General features: G+C 55.0%; 24 protein-coding genes. 19 read left to right on the plus strand and 5 right to left on the minus strand.

Going from position 1 to position 26,169, the window contains the following annotated elements:
- The first annotated feature begins 54 nt into the window (after positions 1-54).
- Together secG and pyrG are read left to right on the plus strand one after the other, a co-directional pair.
- The gene (secG, locus tag K1W69_RS06920; RefSeq protein ID WP_220227559.1) at positions 55-429 is read left to right on the plus strand and encodes a preprotein translocase subunit SecG; all 375 of its coding nucleotides are present in this window, start codon (positions 55-57) and stop codon (positions 427-429) included.
- A gap of 149 nt (positions 430-578) precedes the next feature.
- On the plus strand, positions 579-2,207 hold the full coding sequence (gene pyrG / locus K1W69_RS06925) for a CTP synthase (protein WP_220227560.1): 1,629 nt from the start codon (positions 579-581) through the stop codon (positions 2,205-2,207).
- Positions 2,208-2,219: 12 nt separating this feature from the next.
- Here the strand turns inward: pyrG and K1W69_RS06930 are convergent, their stop codons facing one another.
- The gene (locus tag K1W69_RS06930) at positions 2,220-3,311 is read right to left on the minus strand and encodes an SO2930 family diheme c-type cytochrome (RefSeq protein WP_220227561.1); all 1,092 of its coding nucleotides are present in this window, start codon (positions 3,309-3,311) and stop codon (positions 2,220-2,222) included.
- 4 nt (positions 3,312-3,315) lie between these two features.
- Complete coding sequence (locus tag K1W69_RS06935; protein WP_220227562.1) at positions 3,316-4,551, minus strand: parallel beta-helix domain-containing protein; 1,236 nt, start codon at positions 4,549-4,551, stop codon at positions 3,316-3,318.
- A 121-nt stretch (positions 4,552-4,672) separates the two neighbouring features.
- Here K1W69_RS06935 and K1W69_RS06940 point away from each other — a divergent pair, with 121 nt between their 5' ends.
- Genes K1W69_RS06940 through eno form a run of 3 tightly spaced genes read left to right on the plus strand, consistent with a single transcriptional unit; the run spans position 4,673 to position 6,970 of the window.
- On the plus strand, positions 4,673-5,317 hold the full coding sequence (locus K1W69_RS06940) for a TetR/AcrR family transcriptional regulator (protein ID WP_258570825.1): 645 nt from the start codon (positions 4,673-4,675) through the stop codon (positions 5,315-5,317).
- 10 nt (positions 5,318-5,327) lie between these two features.
- Positions 5,328-5,699 carry a VOC family protein gene (locus tag K1W69_RS06945; RefSeq protein ID WP_220227564.1) on the plus strand — a complete coding sequence of 124 codons (372 nt, stop codon included), beginning with the start codon at positions 5,328-5,330 and terminating at the stop codon, positions 5,697-5,699.
- Positions 5,696-6,970 carry a phosphopyruvate hydratase gene (gene eno / locus K1W69_RS06950; protein ID WP_220227565.1) on the plus strand — a complete coding sequence of 425 codons (1,275 nt, stop codon included), beginning with the start codon at positions 5,696-5,698 and terminating at the stop codon, positions 6,968-6,970. Before K1W69_RS06945 ends, eno begins: the two co-directional genes overlap by 4 nt.
- Before the next feature lie 24 nt (positions 6,971-6,994).
- Here the strand turns inward: eno and K1W69_RS26975 are convergent, their stop codons facing one another.
- A complete protein-coding gene (locus K1W69_RS26975; protein WP_220227566.1) occupies positions 6,995-7,636 on the minus strand; it encodes a helix-turn-helix domain-containing protein in 642 nt (213 codons plus the stop codon).
- Between the two features lie 815 nt (positions 7,637-8,451).
- On the opposite strand from K1W69_RS26975, the gene K1W69_RS06960 reads away from it, so the two are divergent.
- From K1W69_RS06960 to lpdA (K1W69_RS07025), 14 genes are all read left to right on the plus strand, one after another.
- Positions 8,452-9,186 (plus strand): EAL domain-containing protein, encoded by a 735-nt coding sequence (locus tag K1W69_RS06960; protein ID WP_220227567.1) that lies wholly within the window; start codon positions 8,452-8,454, stop codon positions 9,184-9,186.
- A 123-nt stretch (positions 9,187-9,309) separates the two neighbouring features.
- Positions 9,310-9,624, plus strand: coding sequence for an FtsB family cell division protein (locus tag K1W69_RS06965; RefSeq protein WP_220227568.1), 315 nt, complete (start codon positions 9,310-9,312; stop codon positions 9,622-9,624).
- A gap of 139 nt (positions 9,625-9,763) precedes the next feature.
- Complete coding sequence (pdhA, locus tag K1W69_RS06970) at positions 9,764-10,801, plus strand: pyruvate dehydrogenase (acetyl-transferring) E1 component subunit alpha (RefSeq protein ID WP_220227569.1); 1,038 nt, start codon at positions 9,764-9,766, stop codon at positions 10,799-10,801.
- A gap of 14 nt (positions 10,802-10,815) precedes the next feature.
- Positions 10,816-12,198: a pyruvate dehydrogenase complex E1 component subunit beta gene (locus K1W69_RS06975; RefSeq protein ID WP_220227570.1), complete on the plus strand. Its 1,383-nt coding sequence runs from the start codon at positions 10,816-10,818 to the stop codon at positions 12,196-12,198.
- An 11-nt stretch (positions 12,199-12,209) separates the two neighbouring features.
- Positions 12,210-13,526, plus strand: a complete 1,317-nt coding sequence (locus K1W69_RS06980) for a pyruvate dehydrogenase complex dihydrolipoamide acetyltransferase (protein ID WP_220227571.1) — start codon at positions 12,210-12,212, stop codon at positions 13,524-13,526.
- A 32-nt stretch (positions 13,527-13,558) separates the two neighbouring features.
- Positions 13,559-14,119 carry an HdeD family acid-resistance protein gene (locus K1W69_RS06985; protein WP_220227572.1) on the plus strand — a complete coding sequence of 187 codons (561 nt, stop codon included), beginning with the start codon at positions 13,559-13,561 and terminating at the stop codon, positions 14,117-14,119.
- A 56-nt stretch (positions 14,120-14,175) separates the two neighbouring features.
- Entirely contained in the window at positions 14,176-15,639 is a 1,464-nt protein-coding gene (gene lpdA / locus K1W69_RS06990) for a dihydrolipoyl dehydrogenase (RefSeq protein WP_220227573.1), read from the plus strand.
- Between the two features lie 34 nt (positions 15,640-15,673).
- Positions 15,674-15,913: a GlsB/YeaQ/YmgE family stress response membrane protein gene (locus K1W69_RS06995; protein WP_370688199.1), complete on the plus strand. Its 240-nt coding sequence runs from the start codon at positions 15,674-15,676 to the stop codon at positions 15,911-15,913.
- Between the two features lie 18 nt (positions 15,914-15,931).
- Positions 15,932-16,900 (plus strand): lipoyl synthase, encoded by a 969-nt coding sequence (gene lipA, locus K1W69_RS07000; RefSeq protein WP_220227574.1) that lies wholly within the window; start codon positions 15,932-15,934, stop codon positions 16,898-16,900.
- Between the two features lie 12 nt (positions 16,901-16,912).
- Positions 16,913-17,371: a type II toxin-antitoxin system RatA family toxin gene (locus K1W69_RS07005; RefSeq protein WP_220227575.1), complete on the plus strand. Its 459-nt coding sequence runs from the start codon at positions 16,913-16,915 to the stop codon at positions 17,369-17,371.
- A gap of 214 nt (positions 17,372-17,585) precedes the next feature.
- On the plus strand, positions 17,586-18,812 hold the full coding sequence (locus K1W69_RS07010) for a thiamine pyrophosphate-dependent enzyme (RefSeq protein WP_220227576.1): 1,227 nt from the start codon (positions 17,586-17,588) through the stop codon (positions 18,810-18,812).
- A gap of 2 nt (positions 18,813-18,814) precedes the next feature.
- Positions 18,815-19,834: an alpha-ketoacid dehydrogenase subunit beta gene (locus tag K1W69_RS07015; RefSeq protein WP_220227577.1), complete on the plus strand. Its 1,020-nt coding sequence runs from the start codon at positions 18,815-18,817 to the stop codon at positions 19,832-19,834.
- The gene (locus K1W69_RS07020; RefSeq protein WP_220227578.1) at positions 19,831-21,153 is read left to right on the plus strand and encodes a dihydrolipoamide acetyltransferase family protein; all 1,323 of its coding nucleotides are present in this window, start codon (positions 19,831-19,833) and stop codon (positions 21,151-21,153) included. Before K1W69_RS07015 ends, K1W69_RS07020 begins: the two co-directional genes overlap by 4 nt.
- Position 21,154: 1 nt before the next feature.
- Positions 21,155-22,549 (plus strand): dihydrolipoyl dehydrogenase, encoded by a 1,395-nt coding sequence (lpdA, locus tag K1W69_RS07025; protein ID WP_220227579.1) that lies wholly within the window; start codon positions 21,155-21,157, stop codon positions 22,547-22,549.
- 28 nt (positions 22,550-22,577) lie between these two features.
- Here the strand turns inward: lpdA (K1W69_RS07025) and K1W69_RS07030 are convergent, their stop codons facing one another.
- Together K1W69_RS07030 and K1W69_RS07035 are read right to left on the minus strand one after the other, a co-directional pair.
- Positions 22,578-25,121 (minus strand): HWE histidine kinase domain-containing protein, encoded by a 2,544-nt coding sequence (locus K1W69_RS07030; protein WP_220227580.1) that lies wholly within the window; start codon positions 25,119-25,121, stop codon positions 22,578-22,580.
- On the minus strand, positions 25,118-25,645 hold the full coding sequence (locus tag K1W69_RS07035) for a biliverdin-producing heme oxygenase (protein ID WP_220227581.1): 528 nt from the start codon (positions 25,643-25,645) through the stop codon (positions 25,118-25,120). The genes K1W69_RS07030 and K1W69_RS07035 overlap by 4 nt, the downstream gene beginning before the upstream one ends.
- Positions 25,646-26,169 lie beyond the last annotated feature (524 nt).

Below are 26,169 nucleotides of genomic sequence, written 5' to 3' on the forward strand. Positions count from 1 at the left end.
GTGTAAAGAGCCGCCCAATCCCTACATTCGCCAGACTTCGGCAGGAAAAGGTTCATGCAAACGGTTTTGATCGTTATTCATCTCATGGTGGTCGTCGCGCTTGTCGCCGTCGTTCTGCTGCAACGCTCCGAAGGCGGCGCTCTTGGCATCGGCGGTGGAGGCGGTTCCGGCTTCATGTCTGCTCGCGGCGCAGCGGATGCGCTTACGCGGACAACCGGCATCCTCGCGGCGGCGTTCTTCGCAACGTCTATCGCATTGGGCATCTGGGCGCGTTACGAATCGCGGCCGACGGATATCCTGGAACGCATTCAGCAGACGCAGCCGAGCGAAGGCACAAGCGTTCTGGATCAACTCGGTGGATCGTCGGAAACAGATAGCCAGACAGATAGCAACGGCAATTCCGACGGACAAATTCCGACGGGGCAATAACCAGTTTCACTTAACGAATGATCGGCGGCTCCAGCGAGCCGCCGATTTTCTTGTGAGGATTCGGCAAGCCGTTTCCGAATGAAAAATCTGCGGCCTCGTGGCGAATGGGGCTGGTGGAATCACTTTGAAAGCGGTAACGACATAAGCCCATGGCGCGATACGTATTCATAACCGGCGGCGTGGTTTCCTCTCTTGGCAAGGGCATCGCTTCGGCAGCGCTCGGCGCGCTTTTGCAAGCTCGCGGCTATCGGGTACGGCTCCGCAAGCTCGATCCCTATCTCAATGTCGACCCGGGCACGATGAGCCCGTACCAGCACGGCGAAGTCTTCGTTACCGATGACGGCGCCGAGACGGATCTCGATCTCGGGCACTACGAGCGCTTTACCGGCCGATCCGCCGTACAGGCCGACAACATCACCACCGGCCGCATCTACAAGAATATTATCGACAAGGAACGCCGGGGCGACTACCTCGGCGCGACCGTTCAGGTCATCCCCCACGTCACCAACGAGATCAAGGATTTCGTTCTCGACGGCAACGAGGACTATGATTTCGTTCTGTGCGAGATCGGCGGAACTGTCGGTGATATCGAGGCTATGCCGTTCCTGGAGGCGATCCGGCAACTCGGAAACGATCTGCCGCGCGGCAATGCGATCTACATCCACCTGACCTTGATGCCCTGGATTCCGGCTGCAGGTGAACTGAAAACCAAACCGACGCAGCATTCCGTCAAGGAATTGCAATCAGTGGGCATCGCGCCGGACATTCTTCTGGTCAGGGCGGACCGTCCGATACCGGAAGAGGAGCGCAGGAAGCTCTCGCTGTTCTGCAACGTCCGACCGTCTGCGGTCATTCAGGCGCTGGATGTCGCCAATATCTATGACGTGCCAACGTCCTACCACCGGGAAGGTCTGGATGGAGAGGTCCTGGCTGCATTCGGCATTGATCCTGCTCCTGCTCCAAGACTGGAAGCCTGGGAAAAGGTTTCTGCGCGCATTCGCAATCCGGAAGGACAAGTCACGATCGCGATCGTTGGCAAGTACACGGGGCTGAAGGACGCCTACAAATCGCTGATAGAAGCCCTGCATCACGGCGGTATCGCCAACCAGACGAAAGTGCAGCTTGAATGGATCGAATCCGAGATTTTCGAGAAGCAGGATCCTGCGCCATGGCTTGAAAAGGTCAACGGCATTCTCGTGCCAGGCGGTTTCGGCGAGCGCGGCTCGGAAGGTAAAATCCTCGCAGCGCGTTTCGCTCGTGAGCGGAAGGTTCCCTATTTCGGTATTTGTTTCGGCATGCAGATGGCGGTTATCGAGGCGGCGCGTTCGCTCGCAGGCATCGAAAACGCTTCATCAACCGAATTCGGTGAAACGTCCGAACCGGTTGTCGGTCTCATGACCGAATGGCTGAAAGGCAATATGCTCGAGAAACGCGCCGCGAACGCGGATCTCGGCGGCACAATGCGGCTAGGCGCGTTTCCCGCCGTGCTCAAACCCGGTACGCGAATCGCCGAAATCTACGGCGATACAGAGATTTCCGAACGTCACCGGCACAGATATGAAGTCAATCACGACTACAAGAATGTGCTGGAGGAGCACGGACTTGTGTTCTCCGGAATGTCGCCTGACGGCGTTTTGCCTGAAACCATTGAATATGCGGACCACCCGTGGTTTATCGGCGTTCAGTACCATCCTGAACTCAAATCGCGTCCGCTGGCTCCACATCCGTTATTCGCGTCTTTCGTCGAAGCGGCGCTCGAACGTTCCCGCCTCGTATAGACCAGGCATCCGTCAGTCGAGTTGGGCGATCCATTCCTCAAGCATTTCGACGGCTTCTACATGGACCATGGAGCGACCGAGCTCTGGCATCATGACGCCCGGGTCGAGGCTTTTCATACGGAAAATCAGGATTGAGTCGTTCGGGGCGCCTGGAACAATATCGAACTTGTGATCCCCTGATCCGCGCCCTGCGGCGACCGGTCGTTTCATAAATCCCCATTTTACAGGGTCAGTTTCCGAGCTTCTCAGGAACAGGCCGGAATTGCTGGCGGCTCCTTCAAGGCGATGACAATGGGCGCAATTGACGTCCAGATAGGAGCGGGCTCTTGCGTCTATCGGCAGAGCGTCGTCGTTCCAGTTTGCAGCTCGCGGCGCCTTGTCAGCCGATGGGGCGCCACTCAGAATGCCGCGTTCCGACCAGGTTTCCAATTGGTTCGAAGCGCCCGTTGCGTAGTCAAACTGATGATTGAGATTTCGCGCGCTGGGGCCGATCGGCGTTATCCGGTCACCATTGGCGTGGCATTCCTTGCATTGGTTCGCGTTCGGGACAGCGTAGTTGATAACGACAGGATCGCCTGAGTTGTCGATGACATGAACCGGCAACCGTTTTCCAGCGATCTTCAGCGTCGCGTCTTCCGAGTCTTCGTCCCATACATAGGCAAACGCCTTCCAGCCATCGTCCTGGTTGATCAGAAGCCGCGTTTCTACATGTCTTATGTCACGGGTCGGTTCACGCAGTTCAGCCGGATATGAGAATGTTTTGACGAGCGTTGTTCCGACCGGAAACCGGAAGACGTCGTCATCGACATACTCGGCGGATTTGCCTTCAGGCACATATATGAAGCGGTTCTTGGATGCGTAATCGGTAAAAAGCGGCGTGACGAGATCGTAGGGCAAGACGCCTTCCGACGGCGTTTGTTTCAAGCCGTCTGCAAACAGATTGTATTCAGATAGATGCCGCGCCGGTTTGCTGGCCAAGAGCGCTGCGTCGTTGACCGAGCCGGCCCGAGCCTGCCCGACGTTGGCCAACAATCCGGAAGAAACCAGCGAAATTGTAAATGCAACCAGAAAGCCGAGGAGATATTGTCGGCGCGACCGCTTCATGCCATCATTTTTCCAGTTGTGGGAGCGAGACCGGCTTCGGCTCCGGGAGCGATCCGACGTAATCCGCAACATCCCTGTCAGGAGAGGTCGTCCACGGATACAGAGTGTTCTGGATCATGTGGAGATTGGCGAATGTCGCGCCGCCTGGCTCGTCGATGTAGATTCGATCTTCGTCAGAAGTCCACGTCACCCATTCTGTCAGCGGCACCACCCCATCCCAGACGATATCCGGAACCGGCTTACCGGTCAGTCCGGCTATCAGGGTTCCGACTTCGCCATCCGGGTCTCCGCCACCATTTTCATAAGTGTTGTCCCTTATGACCACCGCCCTGGGGTGTGGATAGTAATTGTCGTCGTCATAACTTTCAGGAAATGTTGCGATGAGGACCTGCACTGTTCCATTGTTTTTCAGAGTGTTGTTGAAGATATGCACATCCCGGTTGGCCATGACCATGATGCCGGTGCCCTTTGCGACCATCCCGACCATGTTGCCTTCAGGCGCGAAATTCGGCGTGTCGTTGTCTGCAACCATATTGTCGAAAACCCGTACCGACCGGCCGCCCATCACCGGAAGGTTTGGCAGGTCGAACACCAGGATCCCGCCAGTGTTGTGCGTGGCTGTATTGCCATAGACATCGGCGTTTCTGCTGTTTTCGATCTCGATGCCGGCGACGCTGTATTGTACGAGGGAGTTGCGGACGATGATGTTCTCCGATTGGCCAACGTAAATGCCAGCGTCCGATGCGCCGCTGACTTCACAGTCTTCGATCAGAATATTTTTTGATTCCACCGGGTAAATCCCGTAAGCGCCGTTGTTTTCGTCCGGTCCTCCGGTCCATGTGACTCTCACGCGCCGATAGGTGATGTTGTCGGCGGCTTTTGATTTGACGCCGTCGCCCTTGCTGTCTTCGATGGCGAAGTCTTCAAGCGTAACGCCAGGCGCGGTGACGAGCAGACCTTCACCGCCGCCGACCTGATTGGCGTAGGAAAGGATTGTCTGGTCCATACCTGCGCCTTTGAGGGTAACGCCCTCGATATCCAGCGAAAGACCGTCTGCCAGATCGTATGATCCGGCTCTCATGAAAATCGTTGAGCCTGGTTCCGCGAGAATGAGTGCTTCCTGAAGTTTCTCGGCGGCGTCCGGTCCCGGGTCGATATATGTCACCGGTTCGGCGCCGGCGGGTGAAATGGCCAGAAGAGCAAAGGAAACGCAAACTGTTGCAAGCAATGAGTGAAACATGATCTCTATCCTTATGCCGTTTCAAGGTACCACGCCGGCGTGTACTGTTCAACGAACATGAAGGCGCTTCATATTCGCGTTTGATTTGGTTGATTGCTGCGTCTTATACTTCGCCATGGACATGAATCCGGTCAACGGGCGACGACAACCGCGACAGAAGCGTTCGCTGGAAAAAGTCGAGACCATCCTCGACGCAGTGGAAACACTTGTGGCGCAGAACGGGGTTGAGGCGCTAACGACCACCGCGGTCGCCAGACACTCCGGCATGGCCGTGGGCACGATCTACCAGTATTTTTCGAACCGAACGGAAATGGCTCTGGAAACCTATGAGCGCATGTTCGAGCGGCTCGCTGCTGAAATCGAGAAGGAAGCGGTACGCGGCGATCACGGAAAGGATATCGACGATCCGATCAGGCGTCTTATTTTCCTGTATCTGAACAACGCCGAGAATCATCCCGGCTTCATCCCGCTTCTGCAGTTTGCGCGTATAAACCGGCGACACGGGGACGTAAAAAGCAGCGCTGAGGAAAAAATCGAGAAGCTGGTGAACCAGTACCTTAATTTGTATTTGCCCGAGCTCGACGCCACTGATCTCTATGTCGTCCGCCATATCGTGTTGAGATTGTTGAGGACGCTGGTCGATGCTGTTCTGTTGCAGTCCGATCCGCAGCTGCGGGCCCGGTTCAGTGAAGAGTTGGTGGAACATTGCAAGTTCGCAATCGAGCGCGCCAGACTGACTAATCAAGAAATGTTTGTTTCCGAGTGACGAACCAAAAATGATGCGAACACTCGATCACCTCCTGCTGACCGCTGGCAGCCTCAGCCTTTCAAGACGCCGTCTGCAGCAAATCGACTTTATTGTTGCTTCCAACGCGAATCATCCGTTCTGTACGGCGAATGCGTGCGTGTTTTTCGCTGATGGCTCTTATCTTGAACCACTAGCCATTCAGGATCAGGTCCTCTGTGATGAGGCGGTGTCTGCCGGCAATGTTTTTTTCCTGTTCGATCAGCAGTATCGCATGCACAACGGCGACGATGGGTTCTCGGCGCTGGTCGTGTCCAAACAAGCAGCGTTGCGTTTTGCGGGAGGTTGCCTAAAAGACTTCCTACCTTCTTCCGCCTCCCATCGAAAAGGAAATCTGTCATGACCGAAATCGTCGATATTGCCGGCCGCGAAATTCTGGATAGCCGGGGCAACCCCACGGTGGAGGTTGACGTGTTGCTCGAAGATGGATCGTTTGGCCGCGCCGCGGTCCCATCCGGCGCTTCAACCGGGGCGCACGAGGCGGTTGAATTGCGCGATGGCGGCAGCCGCTATCTCGGCAAGGGCGTGCTCGGCGCCGTCGGAGCTGTCAATGGTCCGATTCTCGAGGCGGTCACCGGCCTGAACGCGGAAAACCAGATCCATATCGACAAGGTCATGATCGAACTGGACGGCACGCAGAACAAATCCAAACTCGGGGCCAACGCCATTCTCGGCGTTTCGCTGGCTGTCGCCAAGGCAGCCGCCGAAGCTGCGGGGCTGCCGCTGTTCCGGTATATCGGCGGCTCAAATGCACATGTGCTGCCTGTGCCGATGATGAATATCATCAATGGCGGCGAACACGCCGACAACCCGATCGATTTTCAGGAATTCATGATTATGCCGGTTGGAGCCGATTCGATCGGTGACGCCGTAAGGATGGGTTCGGAGGTCTTCCACACTCTGAAAAAGGAGCTTTCCGCTGAAGGGCACAATACGAATGTTGGCGATGAGGGTGGGTTCGCTCCCGGCATCGCCAGCGCGCCCGCCGCGCTCGACTTTATCATGAAGTCGATCGAGAAAGCCGGATACAGGCCTGGCGAGGACATGTTCGTCGCGCTCGACTGCGCGTCGACAGAATTTTTTGACAACGGAAGTTACGTCCTGAAAGGCGAGGGCCGTACGCTCGAGCCAGAGGCAATGGCCGACTATCTCGCGGAACTCGTTGGCAATTATCCGATCATTTCGATTGAGGACGGGATGGCTGAAGACGACTGGGAAGGCTGGAAGGCGTTGACCCAGAAGGTCGGCGGACAATGCCAACTCGTCGGCGATGACCTGTTTGTTACGAATTCGGCGCGTTTGCGTGACGGAATCGGGATGGGCGTCGCCAACTCCATCCTCGTAAAGGTCAATCAGATTGGCACGCTTACCGAGACGCTTGACGCGGTGGATACGGCGCACCGGGCGTCCTACACAGCTGTCATGTCTCACAGATCCGGCGAGACAGAGGATTCTACTATCGCCGATCTTGCTGTCGCCACCAATTGCGGTCAGATCAAGACCGGGTCCCTGGCGCGGTCGGACCGGTTGGCGAAATACAATCAGCTGATTCGCATTGCCGAAATGCTGGGGGATCAGGCCATGTACGCCGGAAAATCAATTCTGCGCGTATAGTCGGTTTTCACAAGTCGTCGAGTTTCAGACTTCGCGTTGCCTCCGCCGGTATTGACTTGGACTGACGCCGATCAAGTTCTTGAAAGTGCTTGTCAGATGCGCGTGACTGCAAAAACCGGTCATCATGGCAATGTCCGTGATGTCGATTGAGGTGCAGGACAACAACGATTGCGCCTTTGATATTCTCCTTCCGATAACAAACCGGATCGGTGTTTTACCGGCGGTCTGCGTGAAATCGGACAGGAAGCGCTTGGATGATTGACCGGTGATTTTTGCAAGCTGGTCAAGCGTGATCTTTTCACTGAGATGCTCGTCGACGAAGCGTTCCACCGCGACATATTGATCCGGCGTCAGCGGCCCGTAGCTTTTGTTTCTGGAGGAGGTTGTGATGCTGGCTGTGTATTCCTTACAGATGTAACGACACATCGATTCCATAAGGCTGGCTGCGAACGCCATGTCCGTTTTGTCAGGCTCTTCGGAAATCTCCGCCAATTGCCTCAGGCCGAGATGAATCAATTCGTCTCTGAGAGCCAGTTTTGCTTCGAGGTGCAGGTCGGGAGGCGGATTTGTTGAAAACTCGTTCAACGCGCTTTGCTCTATCCGCAGTTCGGCGAACTGGAACTGCGCGCCTTGCAACTGCACCTTGAAAGTCTTGCCTGCTGGCACAATCCATATGTCGCCATCAATTGGTAGACTGATGCGCCAGTGCCCGCCTTCTATCAATGCTTGAAATGTACGTAGACGTTTTCCGAGGTAAACATAGACGGTATGGTAATCAGCGGTTACCTGCCACTCACATTTCCCTAAGATATTGGCTTGATTGTAATAGAACTTGACCTTTTTACTATAAATAAACGCATATCACAATATAGATTTTTATCATATGTGCGGCAATCAATTTTATGGGTAATATTTTCTATCATCAGGTGCATTCTCAAAGATTAATATTTAAAAAATATTGGCGAATATATATTCTTTTGGCGGAAAGAGTTATTTTTTCAAAATTACGAAAAATTATTTGATTGATCTACGTATATTTCAATTAAAATTTCTTACAATCTCATCGGACACTAGCCGGTTTTATCTGTCAGATTCGGTGTTAGTGTCTGCACTTTATTGCGAGGCCGGAGAACACCGCCTGATTCCGGGTTCGCGCTATAGTTGTTAAAACGGTATCTCGATGTCCAAGGTATATCAATATAGAGAATAGCGCTCATTCACCCTATGGGTGTTGTATCAAGAAATGCTAGCTTTTTTCAATAATTTCAACCTTAGGGTTAAAAAATTATAGAATTTTCGGAAATCTTGGATTGCAGAAGCTGCCTATATGTAGATGATATGGGGTTGAGGCTGCGAAGTTGTGTAACGGACGCGTGTCTCATTGGGCGAACTCTCAGATTTTGGCAATTCAGATGTATTCGAGTGGACTAAAGGGTGTGGCGCCCGTACGGGACGATGTTTCCCCGGAGCCAGGTCTTCTGATGTTTCGAGACGCTTTAGCTGACGAGCGTATCGGCCTTCAGGCCGAAAGGATCGTCGATGTCCGGGATCTTGGCGCTACTCTTTATTCGGAATGTCTCGCTCGCCTCATTGATCCGACGGGTTGCGTGCGCATGGCGTCTGAGTTTGTGCCGGCGGTTGAGACGTCTGGAGAGATCGCTTCATTGGATCGGTGTGTGATGAGCCAGGTGCTCGAAGAACTGTGCGCGGATTGCAGCGCTGTTCTCGGGTGCAATATTTCCGCGGAAACCTTGTCGGACGAAGATACCTGGAATAGCATCGTCGGACTAATCTCGAAATACAGCTCTGTGGCGGATAGACTGGTGCTTGAAGTCACGGAGACACGGCCACTCGGCATTGACCGCTATGAGGCGCGAAAGCGGTTCTCCGAGGTTCAGAACCTTGGCTGCCGGGTGGCCGTAGACGATTTTGGAGTGGGGCATTTCAGTCCTTCCACACTTCTTTTTGTTGATGCGGACATCGTTAAGATAGATGCATCACTTATGAGAAAACTGCGTGTCGGCAAAGACGGCGTCAGCAATCTGGACTGCATTGTCGGATTTGCGTCTTGCACCGCGCCTGTGGTCGTTGTGGAAGGCGTTGAGACGCCGGAGCAATTGATATTGGTGCGCAGAGCCGGCGCAACGCATGCGCAGGAATATTTGTTTCCGAGAGCTGAAATCAAACGCCGTACGTCAGGCGATGGCGCTTCGTAAGCGGACCTGTCGACGTCCCGCAAAATCGCACGCTGCTAATACGTTGTTAAGCTAGACCGTACATAGTCGGGCAACTGGGCATCGATATGCTCCATTCCGTATGAGTTCCGAATTGTCTGATTGATGTCGACGCGTCAAAAAAAGATACGCAATACAGGACGATACCTCGTCCCGGTTATAGCGGCCGGCTTTATTAGCTATTTCGGATACCACTCAATTCATGGTGGGAGAGGGCTCCTTGCAAAGGAGGGGTTTGAACAGCAGTCGGCGCTCCTTCAGGAAGAACTGGACAAGCTGGTTCAGAAGAGAAATTTCCTCCAGAGACGCATTCTGCTTCTGCAAGACGGTACATTCGATCGCGATATGCTGGACGAGCGCGCTCGAAACGAACTCAATCTGTCGCGTCCCGGCGAGATCACCATATATCTGGATCGCTAAATTAATCAAAATCAAGTTAATATTCTGAATTCCAAGCATAATCAAATACTTGGCATTCAAGTGTGCTATGCATTATCGCACTTGCTGAGATTGGAGTCGTCCCGTAGACTTTCTGCAACAAAACACAGGGAGGACGAGAATGGCTCCGCGTAAAACCGCCGCGTCAACAACCCGTAAATCTCGAGCGAAAAAGCCGGCCATCGGCAAGGATATCGCTGATTTCGACAAGGAGCAGGAGCTTCAGGCTTATCGCGACATGTTGCTCATACGCCGTTTCGAGGAAAAGGCGGGGCAGTTGTATGGCATGGGTTTCATCGGCGGATTTTGCCACCTCTACATAGGACAGGAGGCCGTCATCACCGGAGTCATGATGGCGCTCAAAGACGGCGATCAGATTATCACCGGCTACCGCGACCATGGTCATATGCTCGCCACGGGTATGGAGCCGCGCGGGGTTATGGCCGAGCTGACTGGCAGACGCAACGGGTACTCACGGGGCAAGGGCGGCTCCATGCACATGTTCTCGACGGAAAAGAATTTCTACGGCGGGCACGGGATCGTTGGTGCGCAGGTGCCTCTCGGAACGGGACTGGCCTTCGCAAACCGGTATCGAGAAAATGACAATCTGAGCGCTGTATTCTACGGCGACGGCGCCTCCAACCAGGGCCAGGTTTACGAGAGCTTCAACATGGCTGAACTCTGGCGCCTTCCGGTTATTTACATCGTCGAAAACAACCGTTACGCGATGGGAACGTCGGTGGCGCGGGCCTCTGCGCAGACTGACTTCTCACAGCGCGGTGTATCGTTTTCCATTCCCGGATATCAGGTTGACGGAATGGATGTGCGCGCTGTCAAGGCTGCTGCCGAAGCTGCTGCCGAACACTGTCGTTCAGGCAACGGCCCGATCATTCTCGAAATGATGACCTATCGATATCGCGGGCATTCAATGTCCGATCCGGCGAAATATCGGAGCAAGGACGAAGTGCAGAAGATGCGGTCCGAGCATGACCCCATAGAGCAGGTCAAGGCGCGTCTCCTTGAAAAGAAGTGGGCCAGCGAAGACGAACTCAAATCCATCGACAAGAGCGTGCGGGAAGTCGTCGCCGACAGCGCTGAATTCGCTCAATCCGATCCGGAGCCGGATCCGTCGGAACTGTACACGGATATACTCAGGTAGGAACGGAGGAAGCCATGCCGACAGATATTCTCATGCCAGCCCTTTCTCCGACAATGGAAGAAGGCACGCTTTCCAAATGGATGAAAAAGGAAGGCGATTCGGTCACAGCGGGTGATGTGATTGCAGAAATTGAAACAGACAAGGCGACCATGGAGGTCGAAGCCGTTGACGAAGGCACGATCGGCAAGATCGTCGTTCCGGAAGGCAGCGAAGGGGTCAAGGTCAATTCTGTGATCGCTATTCTGCTGGGGGAAGACGAAGACGCAAGCGCGATGGACGCCGAGAGCTCCGCCAAGCCTGCAAAAGAAACGCCGAAGGAACCCGTTGAATCGCCAGAGCCTCAGGCAAAGCCCGCCGAGGCTGCGCCTAAGGCAGAAATTGCGTCAGATCCGGACATCCCATCCGGCACGGAAATGGTGTCGATCTCCGTTCGCGAGGCGCTACGGGACGCCATGGCGGAAGAAATGCGCGCCGACCCGGACGTGTTTGTCATGGGCGAAGAAGTCGCCGAATATCAGGGCGCTTACAAGGTCACGCAGGGTCTGCTGGACGAGTTCGGTCCCAAGCGCGTTGTCGATACACCGATAACCGAGCATGGTTTTACCGGCGTCGGCGTCGGCGCAGCGATGGCTGGACTTAAGCCAATCGTCGAGTTCATGACCTTCAATTTCGCCATGCAGGCGATAGACCAGATCATCAATTCGGCGGCCAAGACCCACTACATGTCCGGCGGGCAGATGGCCGCTCCAATCGTGTTTCGCGGACCTAACGGCGCAGCAGCGCGCGTAGCGGCGCAGCACTCCCAATGCTACGCCTCCTGGTACAGTCACATACCAGGACTGAAGGTAGTGATGCCTTACACCGCAGCAGACGCAAAGGGTTTGTTAAAGGCGGCGATTCGGGACCCGAATCCAGTCATCTTTCTGGAAAACGAATTGCTTTACGGTCATTCCTCCGATGTTCCGAAACTGGACGACTTTGTTCTGCCTATCGGAAAGGCGCGCATTCACAGATCAGGAACGGATGTAACCATCGTATCTTTCGGCATCGGGATGACATACGCCGATGAAGCAGCATCCGAGCTCGCCAAATCGGGAATTGAATCCGAGGTCATCGATTTGCGGACGATTCGCCCGATGGATATCGAAACCGTCATCGAATCCGTCAAGAAAACCGGACGCCTTGTCACAGTGGAGGAGGGCTTTCCGCAAAGCTCGGTCGGTACGGAAATCGCAACCAGAGTAATGCAGCAGGCTTTTGACTATCTTGATGCGCCGGTTGCGACGATCTCCGGACGTGATGTTCCCATGCCCTATGCTGCAAATCTCGAGAAACTGGCGTTGCCCAGCACCGCCGAGGTGATAGAAGCCGTCAAAGCCGTGACCTACACAGCCTGAGGGAGGCGAACATGTCGATAGAAATTACCATGCCTGCGCTTTCTCCGACTATGGAGGAGGGCAACCTCGCAAAGTGGCTTGTGAAAGAAGGCGACAGCGTTGCGCCTGGTGATGTAATCGCGGAAATTGAAACCGACAAGGCGACCATGGAAGTCGAGGCCGTCGATGAAGGAACGGTTGCAAAGATCATCGTTCCAGCTGGCGCCGAGGGCGTCAAGGTCAATGCGCTAATCGCCATTCTGGCTGAAGAGGGTGAAGACGTTTCAGCAGCGGCTTCCGAAAAACCCAAGCAAGAGGCGCCTTCTTCAAAACCATCGGAAGAACCTGAGCAAGACACAGTCTCCCCCCCGGTGACAGATGCGTCTCCTGCGCCATCGACGCCTGTAGCTAAGGATTCGTCCGGAGACCGGATTTTCTCGTCTCCGCTTGCCAGACGTCTTGCAAAAGAAGCCGGTGTGGATCTCTCGACTGTCAAAGGGTCCGGCCCGCATGGCCGCATCATCAAACGGGATGTAGAGGCGGCAGCGTCCGAAGGCGCTGCTCCTGCCGCCGAACAAAAACCGGCGAACGCGCCAGCTGCGGCTCCGGCGATGTCTGACGACCAGACTCTTAAACTTTTCGAAGAGGGCTCCTACGAACTCGTTCCGCATGACAATATGCGCAAGACGATCGCCAAGCGGTTGGTCCAATCCAAGCAAAGCATTCCGCACTTCTACCTGTCGGTTGATTGCGAACTCGATGCTCTACTGGAGCTGCGTCAGCAGCTTAACGCCGCCGCGCCTGCCATCGATGGAAAGCCGGCATATAAACTGTCGGTCAATGATTTTATCATCAAGGCGCTCGCCTTTGCTCTGCGTGACATTCCCGCCGCCAACGCTTCATGGACCGAAAGCGCCATGGTGCTGCACAAACACAGCGACGTCGGTGTTGCTGTTTCCATACCCGGAGGATTGATCACGCCAGTTGTTCGCAAGGCCGAACAAAAAACGCTTTCGGTCATTTCCAATGAAATGAAGGATATGGCTGCGCGCGCCAGAGAGCGAAAACTCAAGCCGGAAGAATATCAGGGTGGTTCGTCGGCGGTTTCCAATCTTGGCATGTTCGGCATCAAGAACTTTTCGGCAGTCATCAATCCTCCGCATGCGACCATACTCGCCGTCGGCGCGGGCGAGCAGCGCGCCATCGTGCGTGAAGGCGAAGTCGTGGTGGCCACAGTCATGTCAGTGACCCTGTCGACCGACCATCGGGCCGTTGACGGCGCGCTGGGAGCAGAATTGCTCTCCGCTTTCAAACGCTACATCGAGAATCCGATGGGAATGCTCGTCTAAAATATCCAGTGGCAGCAATTCAGGAGATCGCAATGCCGGACAGCAGTAAAAATGGCGCCGACGATTTTATCCAGAGGCTCAAAAAAGCCTGGGGCTGGCTTGTTCTGCTGGGCGTCATATCTCTTGTGGGAGGGATTCTGTGTTTCGCCAATCCACTTAAGGCGACGATAGCGGCGGAAACGCTTGCAGCAATTTTCTTTATCCTCATCGGCATACTCCAACTCGCGCAGGCATTCTCAATGCAAGGCTGGGGGGGCGTGCTGTGGTCGGCGATTGTTGGCGTGGTGTCCGTGCTTGTTGGCGCTATCCTGATCAAGAATCCGCTGGAAGGCGCGGCCACACTCACGGCGATGGTCGGTATCTTGATGTTCGTAATGGGTGGCTTCAAGATCGCCTATTCGTTCTCGCTGCGCTCCATGGCCGGATGGGTCTGGGTGCTGGTTTCGGGTATTCTGTCGATCGTTATCGGGATCGTCATTTTTGCGGATTTTCCCTGGGCGGCGGTAACAGTGCTCGGTCTGTTTCTCGGAGTTGAACTGACATTCAACGGGATCAGTCTTCTGATGACCGGGATTGCGCTGCGAAACGCCTGAGTTGCGGGAACGCCGGCGGCGTTTGCTGTTCCCTAGCAAAGACAAGGAGACATAAAGTGTCCAACAGTTATGATGTCATTGTCATAGGATCCGGACCTGGCGGCTACGTATGCGCCATCCGTGCGGCGCAACTTGGTTTGAAGACCGCAATCGTCGAGCGGGAGCACCTCGGGGGGATTTGCCTGAATTGGGGCTGCATTCCCACGAAAGCGCTGCTCCGGTCGGCTGAAGTGCTTCACCTTGCCGAACATGCGGACGCATACGGACTCAAGCTTGAGGGCAAGATTTCACCGGATCTCCAGGCCGTGGTGAAACGGTCTCGCGGCGTATCAGGGCGTCTCACTACAGGCGTCGGTTTCCTGATGAAGAAAAACAAGATCGACGTCATCTGGGGCGAGGCGAAACTGACGAAAGCCGCCAAGGGCGTCGCGCCGGCCGAAATCAAGGTTTCCAAACCAGGCAAAAAAGCAATGGAACCGCAGAATCCTCCCCCCAAAAACACCTTGGGCGAAGGGACATACGCGGCCAAACACATCATCGTTGCGACCGGCGCAAGACCGCGCGCGCTGCCGGGAATCGAGCCTGACGGCAAGCTGATATGGACCTATTTCGAAGCCATGGTGCCGCCGGAAATGCCGAAAAAGCTTCTTGTCATGGGTTCCGGCGCCATTGGCATTGAATTCGCCAGCTTCTACAACGCCATGGGCGTGGATGTCACGGTTGTTGAATTGATGCCAAACATCATGCCGGTCGAGGACTCCGAAATTTCCGGTTTCGCGCGCAAGCAACTAGAAAAACAGGGCCTCAAGATCATCACGGAGGCAAAGGTTTCCAAGGTCGACAAGGCGGCGGACAGCGTTACGGCGCACGTGGAGACAAAGGATGGGAAGACGCAAAAGATTGAGGCGGACCGGCTGATTTCCGCGGTGGGCGTTCAGGGCAATATCGAGAATCTCGGGCTTGAGGAACTTGGCGTCAAGACAGATCGCGGATGCGTGGTTATCGACGGCTACGGAAAATCAAGTATCGAAGGCATCTACGCAATCGGCGATGTCGCCGGTCCACCAATGCTGGCTCACAAGGCCGAGCACGAAGGCGTCATATGCGTGGAAAAGATAGCCGGCGTGCCCGGAGTCCATCCCCTGGACAAGTCGATGATACCGGGTTGCACCTATTGTCATCCGCAGGTCGCCAGCGTCGGGCTGACGGAGGCGAAAGCCAAGGAGGCCGGTTACGAAATCCGCGTCGGACGGTTTCCGTTCGTGGCGAACGGAAAGGCGATCGCGCTTGGCGAGGACCAGGGACTCGTCAAGACTATTTTCGACAAGAAGACGGGACAATTGCTCGGCGCCCATATGGTTGGCGCGGAAGTGACGGAACTGATCGAAGGCTTCGTGGTCGCCATGAATCTGGAAACGACGGAAGAAGAACTGATGCATTCCGTGTTCCCGCATCCCACATTGTCGGAAATGATGAAGGAAAGCGTGCTTGACGCCTATGACCGCGTGCTCAATGCTTGATCAATGGGTTTGAGCAACCAAATGGAGGTGTGATGTGAGTTGGATTCTTTGGATCATCGTTGGCCTGCTTGCAGGCTGGATCGCTCAGAAAATAATGGACCGACAGGGAGGCCTTATCAAGAACCTGGTTGTCGGTCTGGTTGGCGCATTCGTCGGTGGTCTGCTGGCCAATGCTGTGGGGCTTGAGTTCTACGGATTCCTTGGCACTCTTATCGTTGCGACAGTGGGCGCCGTGGTGGTGCTGTGGCTGTTTGCATTACTTGCCGGAAGATAAAAACGGATTTTCAGTGGTATGGTGACGGTTGTCGATACGGTTTCGGGAAATACAAAGCGGGTTCGCCATCCTGAGAAGGCGCATAAGCCAGATACCGAAATACAGCGCAAGCCGGACTGGATCAGGGTAAAGGCGCCAACGTCAAAAGGGTATCTTGAGACGAAGGACATTGTCAAAAGCAACAACCTCGTAACGGTATGCGAGGAGGCGGGTTGTCCGAACATAGGCGGCTGTTGGCAGCAGAAACACGCCAGCTTCATGATCATGGGTGAAATCTGCACCCGGGCATGCGCCTTCTGCAACGTCTCTACCGGCAGACCGACGGCGCTCGACGACAACGAACCGGAAAATGTCGCGAAGGCCGTGTTCCAGATGGGCCTGAAGCACGTCGTCATCACGTCTGTCGACCGTGATGATCTCGACGACGGCGGCGCCCAGCATTTCTACGATACGATCCTTGCTATCCGAGAGGCCTCTCCCCACACGACGGTCGAGATTCTGACGCCCGATTTTCTGCGCAAGTCCGGCGCACTCGAAAAAGTCGTCAGCGCCCGCCCGGATGTTTTCAACCATAATCTTGAAACTGTCCCGTCCAATTACCTGACCGTCAGGCCAGGCGCGCGCTATTTTCACTCCATCAGGCTGCTGCAGCGTGTGAAGGAAATTGACCCTGACATGTTCACCAAATCGGGAATCATGGTGGGCTTGGGCGAAGAGCGGAACGAAGTCTTGCAGTTGATGGACGATCTGCGTGTTGCGGATGTTGATTTCCTGACTATCGGCCAATATCTGCAGCCAACCCGAAAGCATCACAAGGTGATGAATTTTGTGACTCCCGACGAATTCAAGGCCTATGAGACGATCGCCTATTCGAAGGGTTTCCTGATGGTGTCAGCCAGTCCGCTTACCCGCTCTTCACACCATGCAGGCGATGATTTCGCAAAGTTGCAGGCTGCTCGGGCTGAGCGAAATGGACTGAAAGCCTGATACTGGTCGGTCATGCCGAAATTCGAAACGACACGCAGCGTCGGTCACACGCCGCAAAACATGTTCGCCCTGGTGGCGGATGTCGAGCGATATCCTGAATTTCTGCCGCTTTGCGAAGCGCTGCAAATACGCAAGCAAAAGGAACGTAATGGCAAGAAACTGCTGATTGCCGACATGACGGTCGGATACAAGGCGATCAGGGAAACCTTCACCAGCCAGGTTCTACTCGATCCGGACAACAAGGTTATCGACGTCAAATATCTCGATGGGCCATTTCGCTATCTAGACAATCGCTGGACATTTCACGACGCAAAGCATGGTTGCGACGTCGGATTTTATATTGAGTACGAGTTCAAGAACCGAATGCTCGGGATGGTGATGGGCTCCATATTTGATCGCGCTTTCCGAACTTTTGCAGAAGCCTTTGAGCAACGCGCGGACGAAATATACGGTAAGCCTGCCGGTTCGTAGGCTAACAGATCTCCTTTCTGTTTTGCGGAGAACGCAAGAAACCGGCATTTAGCGGTTTATCCGTGAAACGCTGTGTCTCTGGTCAGTAGCCCCGCGTCATAAAATTTCTTTCGTTGGCCGGCCACTTGCCGCCGGAAGCTTCCGATGCACATTATTGGGTGCGGGAGGCGAGGAAAGCTCCTTCAGCCTCTGTGTTTTCGTATGGGAGGTTGCTGTGCCAGAATATTCTCCGCTTACATTCAGAGTTCCGGAACCGCCTGTGCGCCCTGGTGGCGAGCCCGATTTTTCCAAATTCGACGTTCCCAAGGCCGGGACGGTTCGACGCCCAGAGGTCGATAGCGACCCTGATGACATGAAAGATCTGGCGACGTCGCTCATCAGGGTCCTGAACCGCAATGCGGAAGCGGTTGGCCCCTGGGCAGGAGACATTGACACAGACCTCCTTCTGCATGGTTTGCGCTCGATGATGCGGACCCGCTCCTTTGACGAGCGCATGATGACACTGCAGCGGCAGGGTAAAACGTCATTCTACATGAAATGCACCGGAGAGGAGGCGATCGCCGTTGGCCAGCAACTCGCGCTTTTGCCCGGCGACATGAATTTCCCGACCTACCGTCAACAGGGACTGCTGATTTGCCAGGATTACCCGATTGTCGACATGATCTGTCAGATCCTGTCGAACGAACGGGATCCGTTGCATGGCCGGCAACTTCCGGTTCTTTATTCAGCGCGAGAGTACGGTTTTTTCACGATTTCAGGAAATCTAGGCACCCAGTACATCCATGCGGTCGGGTGGGCGATGGCGTCGGCGATCAAGGGCGACACCAAGATCGCAACCGGCTGGATCGGAGACGGATCCACCGCAGAGAACGATTTTCATGCGGCGCTTGTCAACGCTTCCGTATATCAGCCGCCGGTCGTTCTCAATATCGTCAACAATCAGTGGGCCATTTCTTCCTACCAGGGTATTGCCGGCGGAGACCTTGCGACGTTCGCAGAAAGAGCGCTTGGATACGGAATTCCGTCATTGCGTGTCGACGGCAATGACTTCATAGCCGTGCACCAGGTTTCCAAATGGGCCATTGAACGGGCCCGGCGAAATCTCGGGCCTACACTGATCGAATGGGTTACCTATCGGGTGGCTCCACATTCGACATCGGATGATCCGAGCAAATACAGGCCGAGAGAAGAATCAGCGGCCTGGCCGCTGGGTGATCCGATCCTGAGGTTGAAGAACCATCTGATACAGCGCGGACTCTGGAGCGAGGAACGACACAAGCAGGCGGAAGCCGAGTTTGATGAAGAGATGCGGCTGACGGCAAAGGAGGCGGAACGTTACGGCGTCATGGGAGAGGGGGCCAGTGACCGCGACATCTTCGAAGACGTGTACAAGGATATGCCTCCGCATCTCAGCAAACAACGCCAGGAGCTTGGGGTCTAGTCATGGCGCAGATGTCTATGATCGAAGCGATCCGAAGCGCCATGGATGTGATGCTGGGACGCGATGAGAACGTCGTGGTTTTCGGTGAGGATGTGGGCTATTTTGGCGGGGTATTCCGATGCACCGCTGGACTGCAGGAGAAATATGGTCCTACGCGCGTGTTTGACAGCCCGATCAATGAGAGCGGCATAGTCGGCGCCGGCATCGGAATGGCGGCTTATGGCTTGCGCCCCTGCGTTGAAGTGCAGTTCGCGGATTATATCTATCCGGCCTATGACCAGATTGTATCAGAGGCGGCGCGGTTGCGTTACCGGTCCGCTGGTCAGTTCACAGCGTCGATGACCATCCGAAGCCCCTGTGGCGGCGGTATATTTGGCGGGCAGACTCATAGCCAGAGCCCGGAAGCGCTTTTTACCCATGTTTCCGGATTGAAGACCATAGTTCCATCGACGCCATATGACGCCAAAGGCTTGCTGATATCTGCGATCGAAGATGATGATCCGGTTGTCTTTCTCGAGCCCAAACGCCTGTACAATGGCCCCTTCGACGGTCATCCGGACCGTCCCGCGCAAAGCTGGGCGGGCCATCCTCAAGGGGATGTGCCTGAGGATCACTATACCGTGCCCATTGGCAAGGCGCGTCTGGTGCGGGATGGCTTCGACGCTACAATTGTGACCTATGGAACCATGTGCTTCGTCGCTGAAGCGGCGGTGAGTGAGACCGGCATCGACGCAGAGATTATCGATCTCCGGACATTGCTGCCTCTCGATATCGACACAATCGCCAATTCGGTTCGGAAGACAGGGCGTTGCATGATTCTGCACGAGGCGACCCGAACCTCCGGCTTCGGCGCCGAGCTATCCGCGCAGATCCAGGAAGAGTGTTTCTACAACCTCGAGGCTCCTATCGTACGTGTCACAGGCTGGGACACGCCTTATCCGCATGCCCAGGAATGGCAGTATTTTCCCGGGCCGGAGCGAGTTGGCCGTGAACTCACGAACCTGATGGAGGCTGCGTCATGAGCCGGCGTTCAGTGAAAATGCCGGATGTCGGCGAGGGCATTACCGAGGTGGAGATCGTCGAATGGACTGTTGAGGTTGGCGATGCCGTTCGCGAAGATGAAATTCTTGCATCCGTCATGACCGACAAGGCCACGGTTGAAATTCCGACGCCCGTTGATGGCAGGATCGTTTCCTTGAATGGCGAGGTTGGTCAGATGACGCCGGTTGGAACGGTCATCGCCGTTATAGAGACCGACGACGTTTCCAGTGATCAGACGACAAGTGTGGTTGAGCAAGAGACATCGGAAGATGAACTGGAGGTTCCGGCCAGCGAAGCGGAGGCTCAGCCGCCTTCCGTGCCGGCGGAGACAAAAGAGAAGGAATCCGAAAAGGCAAGCGTTCCGCGGCGGAACTTGCGTCAGGAGCCTGATCATCCCATCGCGCAAGGAAGGTTGCCTCGTCCGGAAGGAGAGAAACCCGTTGCATCGCCGAGCGTGCGTAAACGCGCCATGGACGCCGGCATTCGGTTGGCATTCGTCCACGGCTCAGGTCCGGCGGGCCGGATTCTGCATGAGGATCTGGATGCATTCATCGCGGGCGAAAAGACTGTCGCAGCACGTACCGGCGCCAAGCCGAACACGAGCGTCAGAGAGCACGCCATCGTTGGATTGCGTCGTCGTATCGCGGAACGCATGCAGGACGCAGTCCGCCGTATTCCTCACATAACTTATGTCGACGAGGTCGATATGACTGAACTGGAATCCCTGCGTAAGCATATGAATGACCGCCGCAGGGAGGATCAACCACGCCTGACAGTTCTCCCGTATTTGATGCTCGCTATGGTGCACGCAATCAAGGCCTATTCTAAGTTCAGCGCTCACTTCGATGACGAGGCGGGTATTGTCCATGAATATGGCGCGGCGCATATCGGGATGGCGACACAGACGGATTCAGGACTTATGGTCCCGGTTGTAAGGCATGCCGAGGCTTCCGATATCTGGTCGATCGCAGACGAAATCGGTCGACTGTCTTCGGCGGCGCGGGATGGCTCGATAAAACGCGATGAGCTTACCGGTTCGACTATTACGATTTCCAGCCTTGGCCAGATTGGCGGAATCGTCAGCACGCCGGTTATCAACAGCCCGGAAGTCGCTGTCGTCGGCGTGAACAGAATCATTCAGCGGCCTGTTTATATCGATGGAACGCTGGTTCCGCGAAAGATCATGAATCTGTCTTCCTCCTTCGATCATCGCTTCATCGACGGTTGGGACGCAGCACAGTTCATTCAACACATAAAGCAATCGCTGGAACACCCGGCGACCCTGTTCATGGAGCAGTAGTATGGAACGGATATCCTGCGAAGTGCTCGTTCTCGGCGCCGGACCAGGCGGGTATGTGGCGGCGATCCGAGCCGCACAACTTGGCCTCGATACCGTAATTGTCGAAAAAAGCCGCACAGGGGGAACCTGCCTGAATGTCGGATGCGTGCCGTCCAAAGCCCTGATACATGCAGCAGATGAATATTATGCAGCAGCAGGAGCGACAGGCGGCAACAGCATAGGTATTCATGTCGAGAACCCCTCTATTGACTGGTCAAAGACACTGAACTGGAAGGGCCGAGTCGTCAGCGGCCTCAATCATGGCGTTGATGGCCTGTTGAAGAAGTCCGGAGCCCGGATGATCGCAGGCGAGGGACGCATGGCCGATGGCAAGAATTGCATTGTGGAAACGGATGACGGCGCTATACGCATTACCGCCAAATACGTTGTCCTGGCGCCTGGCTCCGCGCCAGTGGAATTGCCCGGTTTGCCTTTCGGAGGCGCAGTAATCTCGTCGACGGAGGCCTTGTCCCTTGATAGCATTCCTGGAAAACTTGCCGTTGTTGGCGGCGGATATATCGGCCTGGAACTCGGAACCGCCTTCGCAAAACTGGGCTCCGAGGTGACAGTAATCGAAGCGACAGGTCAATTGTTGCCTCAATACGATAAGGCCCTGTCGGCTCCTGTGGCAAAGCGCTTGAAAGAACTTGGGGCCGCCGTTCATTTGAACAGTCGCGCGCGCAGGCTTGCCGAAGATGGCGCGAAACTGGAAATCGAAACGGAAGGTGAGGGGACATCACAGATTTCCGTCGACAAAGTTCTCGTAACTGTCGGGCGGAAACCGAACCTGCAGGGCTGGGGGTTAGAAGAACTGCAACTCGACATGTCGCAAGGCTGCATCCTTGTTGACGAGACATGCAAAACCTCCATGACGGGCGTTTACGCGATTGGTGATGTGACCGGAGAGCCTATGCTTGCCCATCGGGCCATGGCGCAGGCCCAGGTGGCGGTGGAGGTGATTGCCGGCGGAAAGCGCGTTTTTGACCCCGTCTCGGTTCCCGCAATTTGCTTTACTGACCCGGAAATCGTCAGCGTCGGCCTTCTTCCGGAGCAGGCCGAACAAACAGGCCACGACATCGTGGTCGCCAATTTTCCTCTTTCAGCAAACAGCCGAGCTATCACGCTGGAAAGTCGCACCGGGTTTGTTCGCATCGTAGCCCGCAAGGACAACGGTTTGGTGCTTGGCGTTCAGGCCGCAGGAAAACAGGTGTCTGAACTTTCTGCGTCTTTTTCACTGGCTCTTGAGATGGGGGCGTGCCTGGAGGATATCGCTCGCACAATTCATGTTCACCCGACGCAAAGCGAGGCCTTTCCTGAGGCAGCGATGATTGCGCTTGGCAGAGGACTGCATATCTGAATCAACGCCTTTGCGGTCAACAGAGTTGCTAACCGACTATTCGTTCTATGGTCTGGACAATCGCCCTGGCGTCATAGGGCTTTTGCAGGACAGGAGCCTCGGGATATTGCATGACCACGGCGGCGGTCTCGCCGTAGCCGGTCGTGAAGGCAAACGGAATTCCCCGCCGCTTCAGTTCCTGCGCCAACGCTTCGGAGGTTTCCGTTCCCAGATTGACGTCCAGCACTGCAACTGTCGGCGTGAAACGGTCGATCTTATCCATGGCGTCGGACACTGTGGCTGATGTTACGAAATCACTGACGCCCGCATCTCTCAGGATCTGCTCCATGTCCATCGCAATCAGCATTTGATCCTCGACGATTAATATGCGCGCAGCGGAAATATCCCCTTCCGATGCTTCGACCTCTTCTGAATCAACGGCCTGATTGAGGCCGATAGCGTCAGCCTCTTCACCTAGTGTCACAAAGCGGGCAGGAATGAGCATGCGCGCTGAAACTCCCTCGGGAGCATAATCGACACTGCTTTCCCCACCGAGATCATAGGGAATGCTTCGCTCGACCAGAACGGTGCCGAAGCCGCGGCGTTGAGGCGCGCGCGCCTCTGGTCCGCCGCTTTCTTTCCATTCGATGACACAGTTTCCTGCTTCGTCAATTTTCCAGTGAATGCTGAGGGTTCCGCCGGATGTGGACAAGGAGCCGTACTTCACGGCGTTTGTCAGCAGTTCATGCAGCACAAGCGCCATGACTGAGAAGGAACGGGCGTCAAGAAGAATATGTGGACCACTCACGTCAAATGTGAATTCAATGGAACGGAAGGGCGTGAGTTCCGTTCTGACCAAATGCATCAGGGCGCCCCCGCCATCGCCACGTATTATCTGATCGTGTGCGGTCGCCAGCGCTTGAACGCGTCCTCTGAGGGCTGACACGTACTGGTCTATGGTCTGTCCGCCGCCGGACGGTTGGGCGATAACGGAATTGATGACCGCCAGAATATTCTTGACCCGGTGATTGAGCTCCTGATTGAGCATGCGCTGACGCACATCGGACTTGGCGCGTTCATCGACCAGCAATTCATTGTGATGGAGAACGACCTCGGCGAGCGCAGTTCGCGTCGCTTCGGCGATTTCCAGTTCCTCGTCAGACCACGGAAGTGACTGTCGATGCACTGTTTGCTTCCAGATATCGAAACTGCTGCGCGGTGTGAGACGGTCTCCCATCGGACCGGTCTCATAGGTCTTTTGCGGATTTCCTGCCCAGTTCAGGGTCCTGACCATCTCGCGTCTAAAGAAAAACAGGTAGTCGCGGGGCCGTTGTGAAAGAGGAACAATCAGTATTCCCGAGACGTCGGCGGCGTAGTCGACTGCTTCCGGAATATCGTTTGAAATCTGGTTTGTTTCCCAGACTGCAGCCTCAGAGACCTTTTTGGCGAAATCCACAAGCGTTGGAACATGATTTTCAGAAGGGGCATATCCCTTAAAAGTCCAGCTTCCGTTCAGCCAGATGCCGGCGCCATCGCAGGGTATGAGGCGGGCGAAGTCTTCGATGCTATCGCGAATGACTGCATCGATATTCTGGGCCCGAACGGCAATCCGGAGGAACCTGTCCAGCGATTGGCGGGCGTCAGTGGCCGCCTCCAGCCTATTGGTCTGCTTCAAGGCGCTGAGGTGGAGAGAAAAGAAATCGCCAAACATTTCCGCGCCGATGCGTTGAGCCATCGTCAAGACCCGCTGCGAATAATGATGGCAGGCGATCAACCCCCATAGCTCGCCGTCTACGATAATGGAAATCGACATTGATGCGGCAACGCCCATATTGCGCAGATACTCGCAGTGTATAGGCGACACGCTGCGGAGATGAGCGAAGGAAAGGTCGAGCGGCTTATCGGAGGCATCGAAAACCGGAGTTACTGCCACCGGTATGAAATTAGCGTCTGAAATTACGCGTATCGTGTTTTGAAGATAGAGCTTCCTCGCTTGCTGAGGAATGTCCGACGCCGGAAAATACTGGCCAAGAAAACTCTCGAGATGTTCGCGTTTGGCTTCGCTTATGACCTGTCCCGATCCGTCATGCATGAAGCTGTAGATCATGACGCGGTCGTATCCAAGCAGCGCCTGGAGAAGGCGCGCGACATGTTTGACGACACTGTCGATGTTTTCAATCGATGAGATGCGACCGATCAGTTCTCTTGCGAGTTCCAGCGGTTGCGTCGGATCCGAGAGTTGCGGCTCGAATTCAAGAATACAGTTTCCTTCAAACCGGTGAACAGCGATATCAAAGCTGCGCCCGGATTGGAGAACTGTTTTGAAAAGAAGGGCGGGGCGCGACGGATCGTTTGTGCGATTGAGCGCATTTCGGACTGCGTGCGTGGCCTCGCTGCCGAGGATGTCAAAGAGAGGTTTTCCGTTGATATTTTCATCGACGCCCAGCATTTCGGCTGTGTTCTGCGAATGACGGATCACGGTGTCGGCAATTGCGTCGCAGGCAATCAGGCAGCCATGCGGCTGAATGCTGCCCGGAATATGGATCGGCTCGCGATCGCAATTTGTAAGATCAACGCTAAATTGCCGGCTCATTTCGGACCTGCGAATGCATTGTAGGCGATACTGAAGAGATGATTGGCTGAGGTGATCGCGACAGAGATATCGATATCGGACTGTTCCAGCAGCGCGATAAAGTCCGGCCAACGTGTTTTATCCGCGGACTGGAGTGACAAATGACTTGCGCCGTATTGGGATCCAAGCCCAAGCGCCAATGCGTCGCGATAGAGCAGGCGCGCTCCCATGTTCGAACCCTCGATCACGTAGAGCGATCCCATAAGAGAGCTTCTGTCACGGGGTTGATAGGCTGCGCCGGGACCCTCTTGAGCGGGCTCAGCCATATTCAGGTCAATCATGTCGCTGCGAATGGCGTCTAGTAGCGCCAGTGGTTTCCAGTTGTGAACTTCTCCCAGCCGCGCGTTGTTTCCTGCAAAGCGCTTCTCGATCCTTTTTCGAAAGAGATACTGACCAGTCAGATAGCGCCGATACATGTCGAGTGTAGCGAATCTCGCAATGCTGTCGTCGAGTTTTGCGTGCGATTCCGCTGTTCCGTCTCGCAACGCGAAACGATGACTTGTCCTGGCGGAAGATGTTGGTTTGGTGTGTGTATTCAACAGTGTGTAAGGTATGCTGGGACTGCTTTTGACCTTTGGCTGCAAAGGTATTTATGCGTAAAGATAAACAGTCAAGATAGGGAATGCTATAAAATTTATTAATATGATCTTGCGGCGGCATGGCAACGCCACTTCAGTCCTTGCTACCGCCGAACTGAAGTTTCGATGTATAGTTGAGAGTCAAATATTATTTCAACGAGGCCCGCCACGTTTTCGCGCCCAATGGTCCGGGGCTGGGACGCATCAGCGATACTGGAGGCCTGTTCCCATCATTCTTTCTCGAGTGCCATAATCTACCTGATGAAGGACGCTTTCAGTAATATCCATAAGTGAATTACAATCATAAATAGCTTTTTTTAGCGCGTGCTACAATTAAAGAGACTACGCGGCGCCTTGGTCGCAGCCGTATTGCTGGCCTTTCCGAACTAGACGCCTGGTGCAGCGGCGTAAAATGAAACTACCAACAAGCG

Source organism: Flavimaribacter sediminis (genome assembly GCF_019492055.1).
Lineage (GTDB): Bacteria > Pseudomonadota > Alphaproteobacteria > Rhizobiales > Rhizobiaceae > Flavimaribacter > Flavimaribacter sediminis.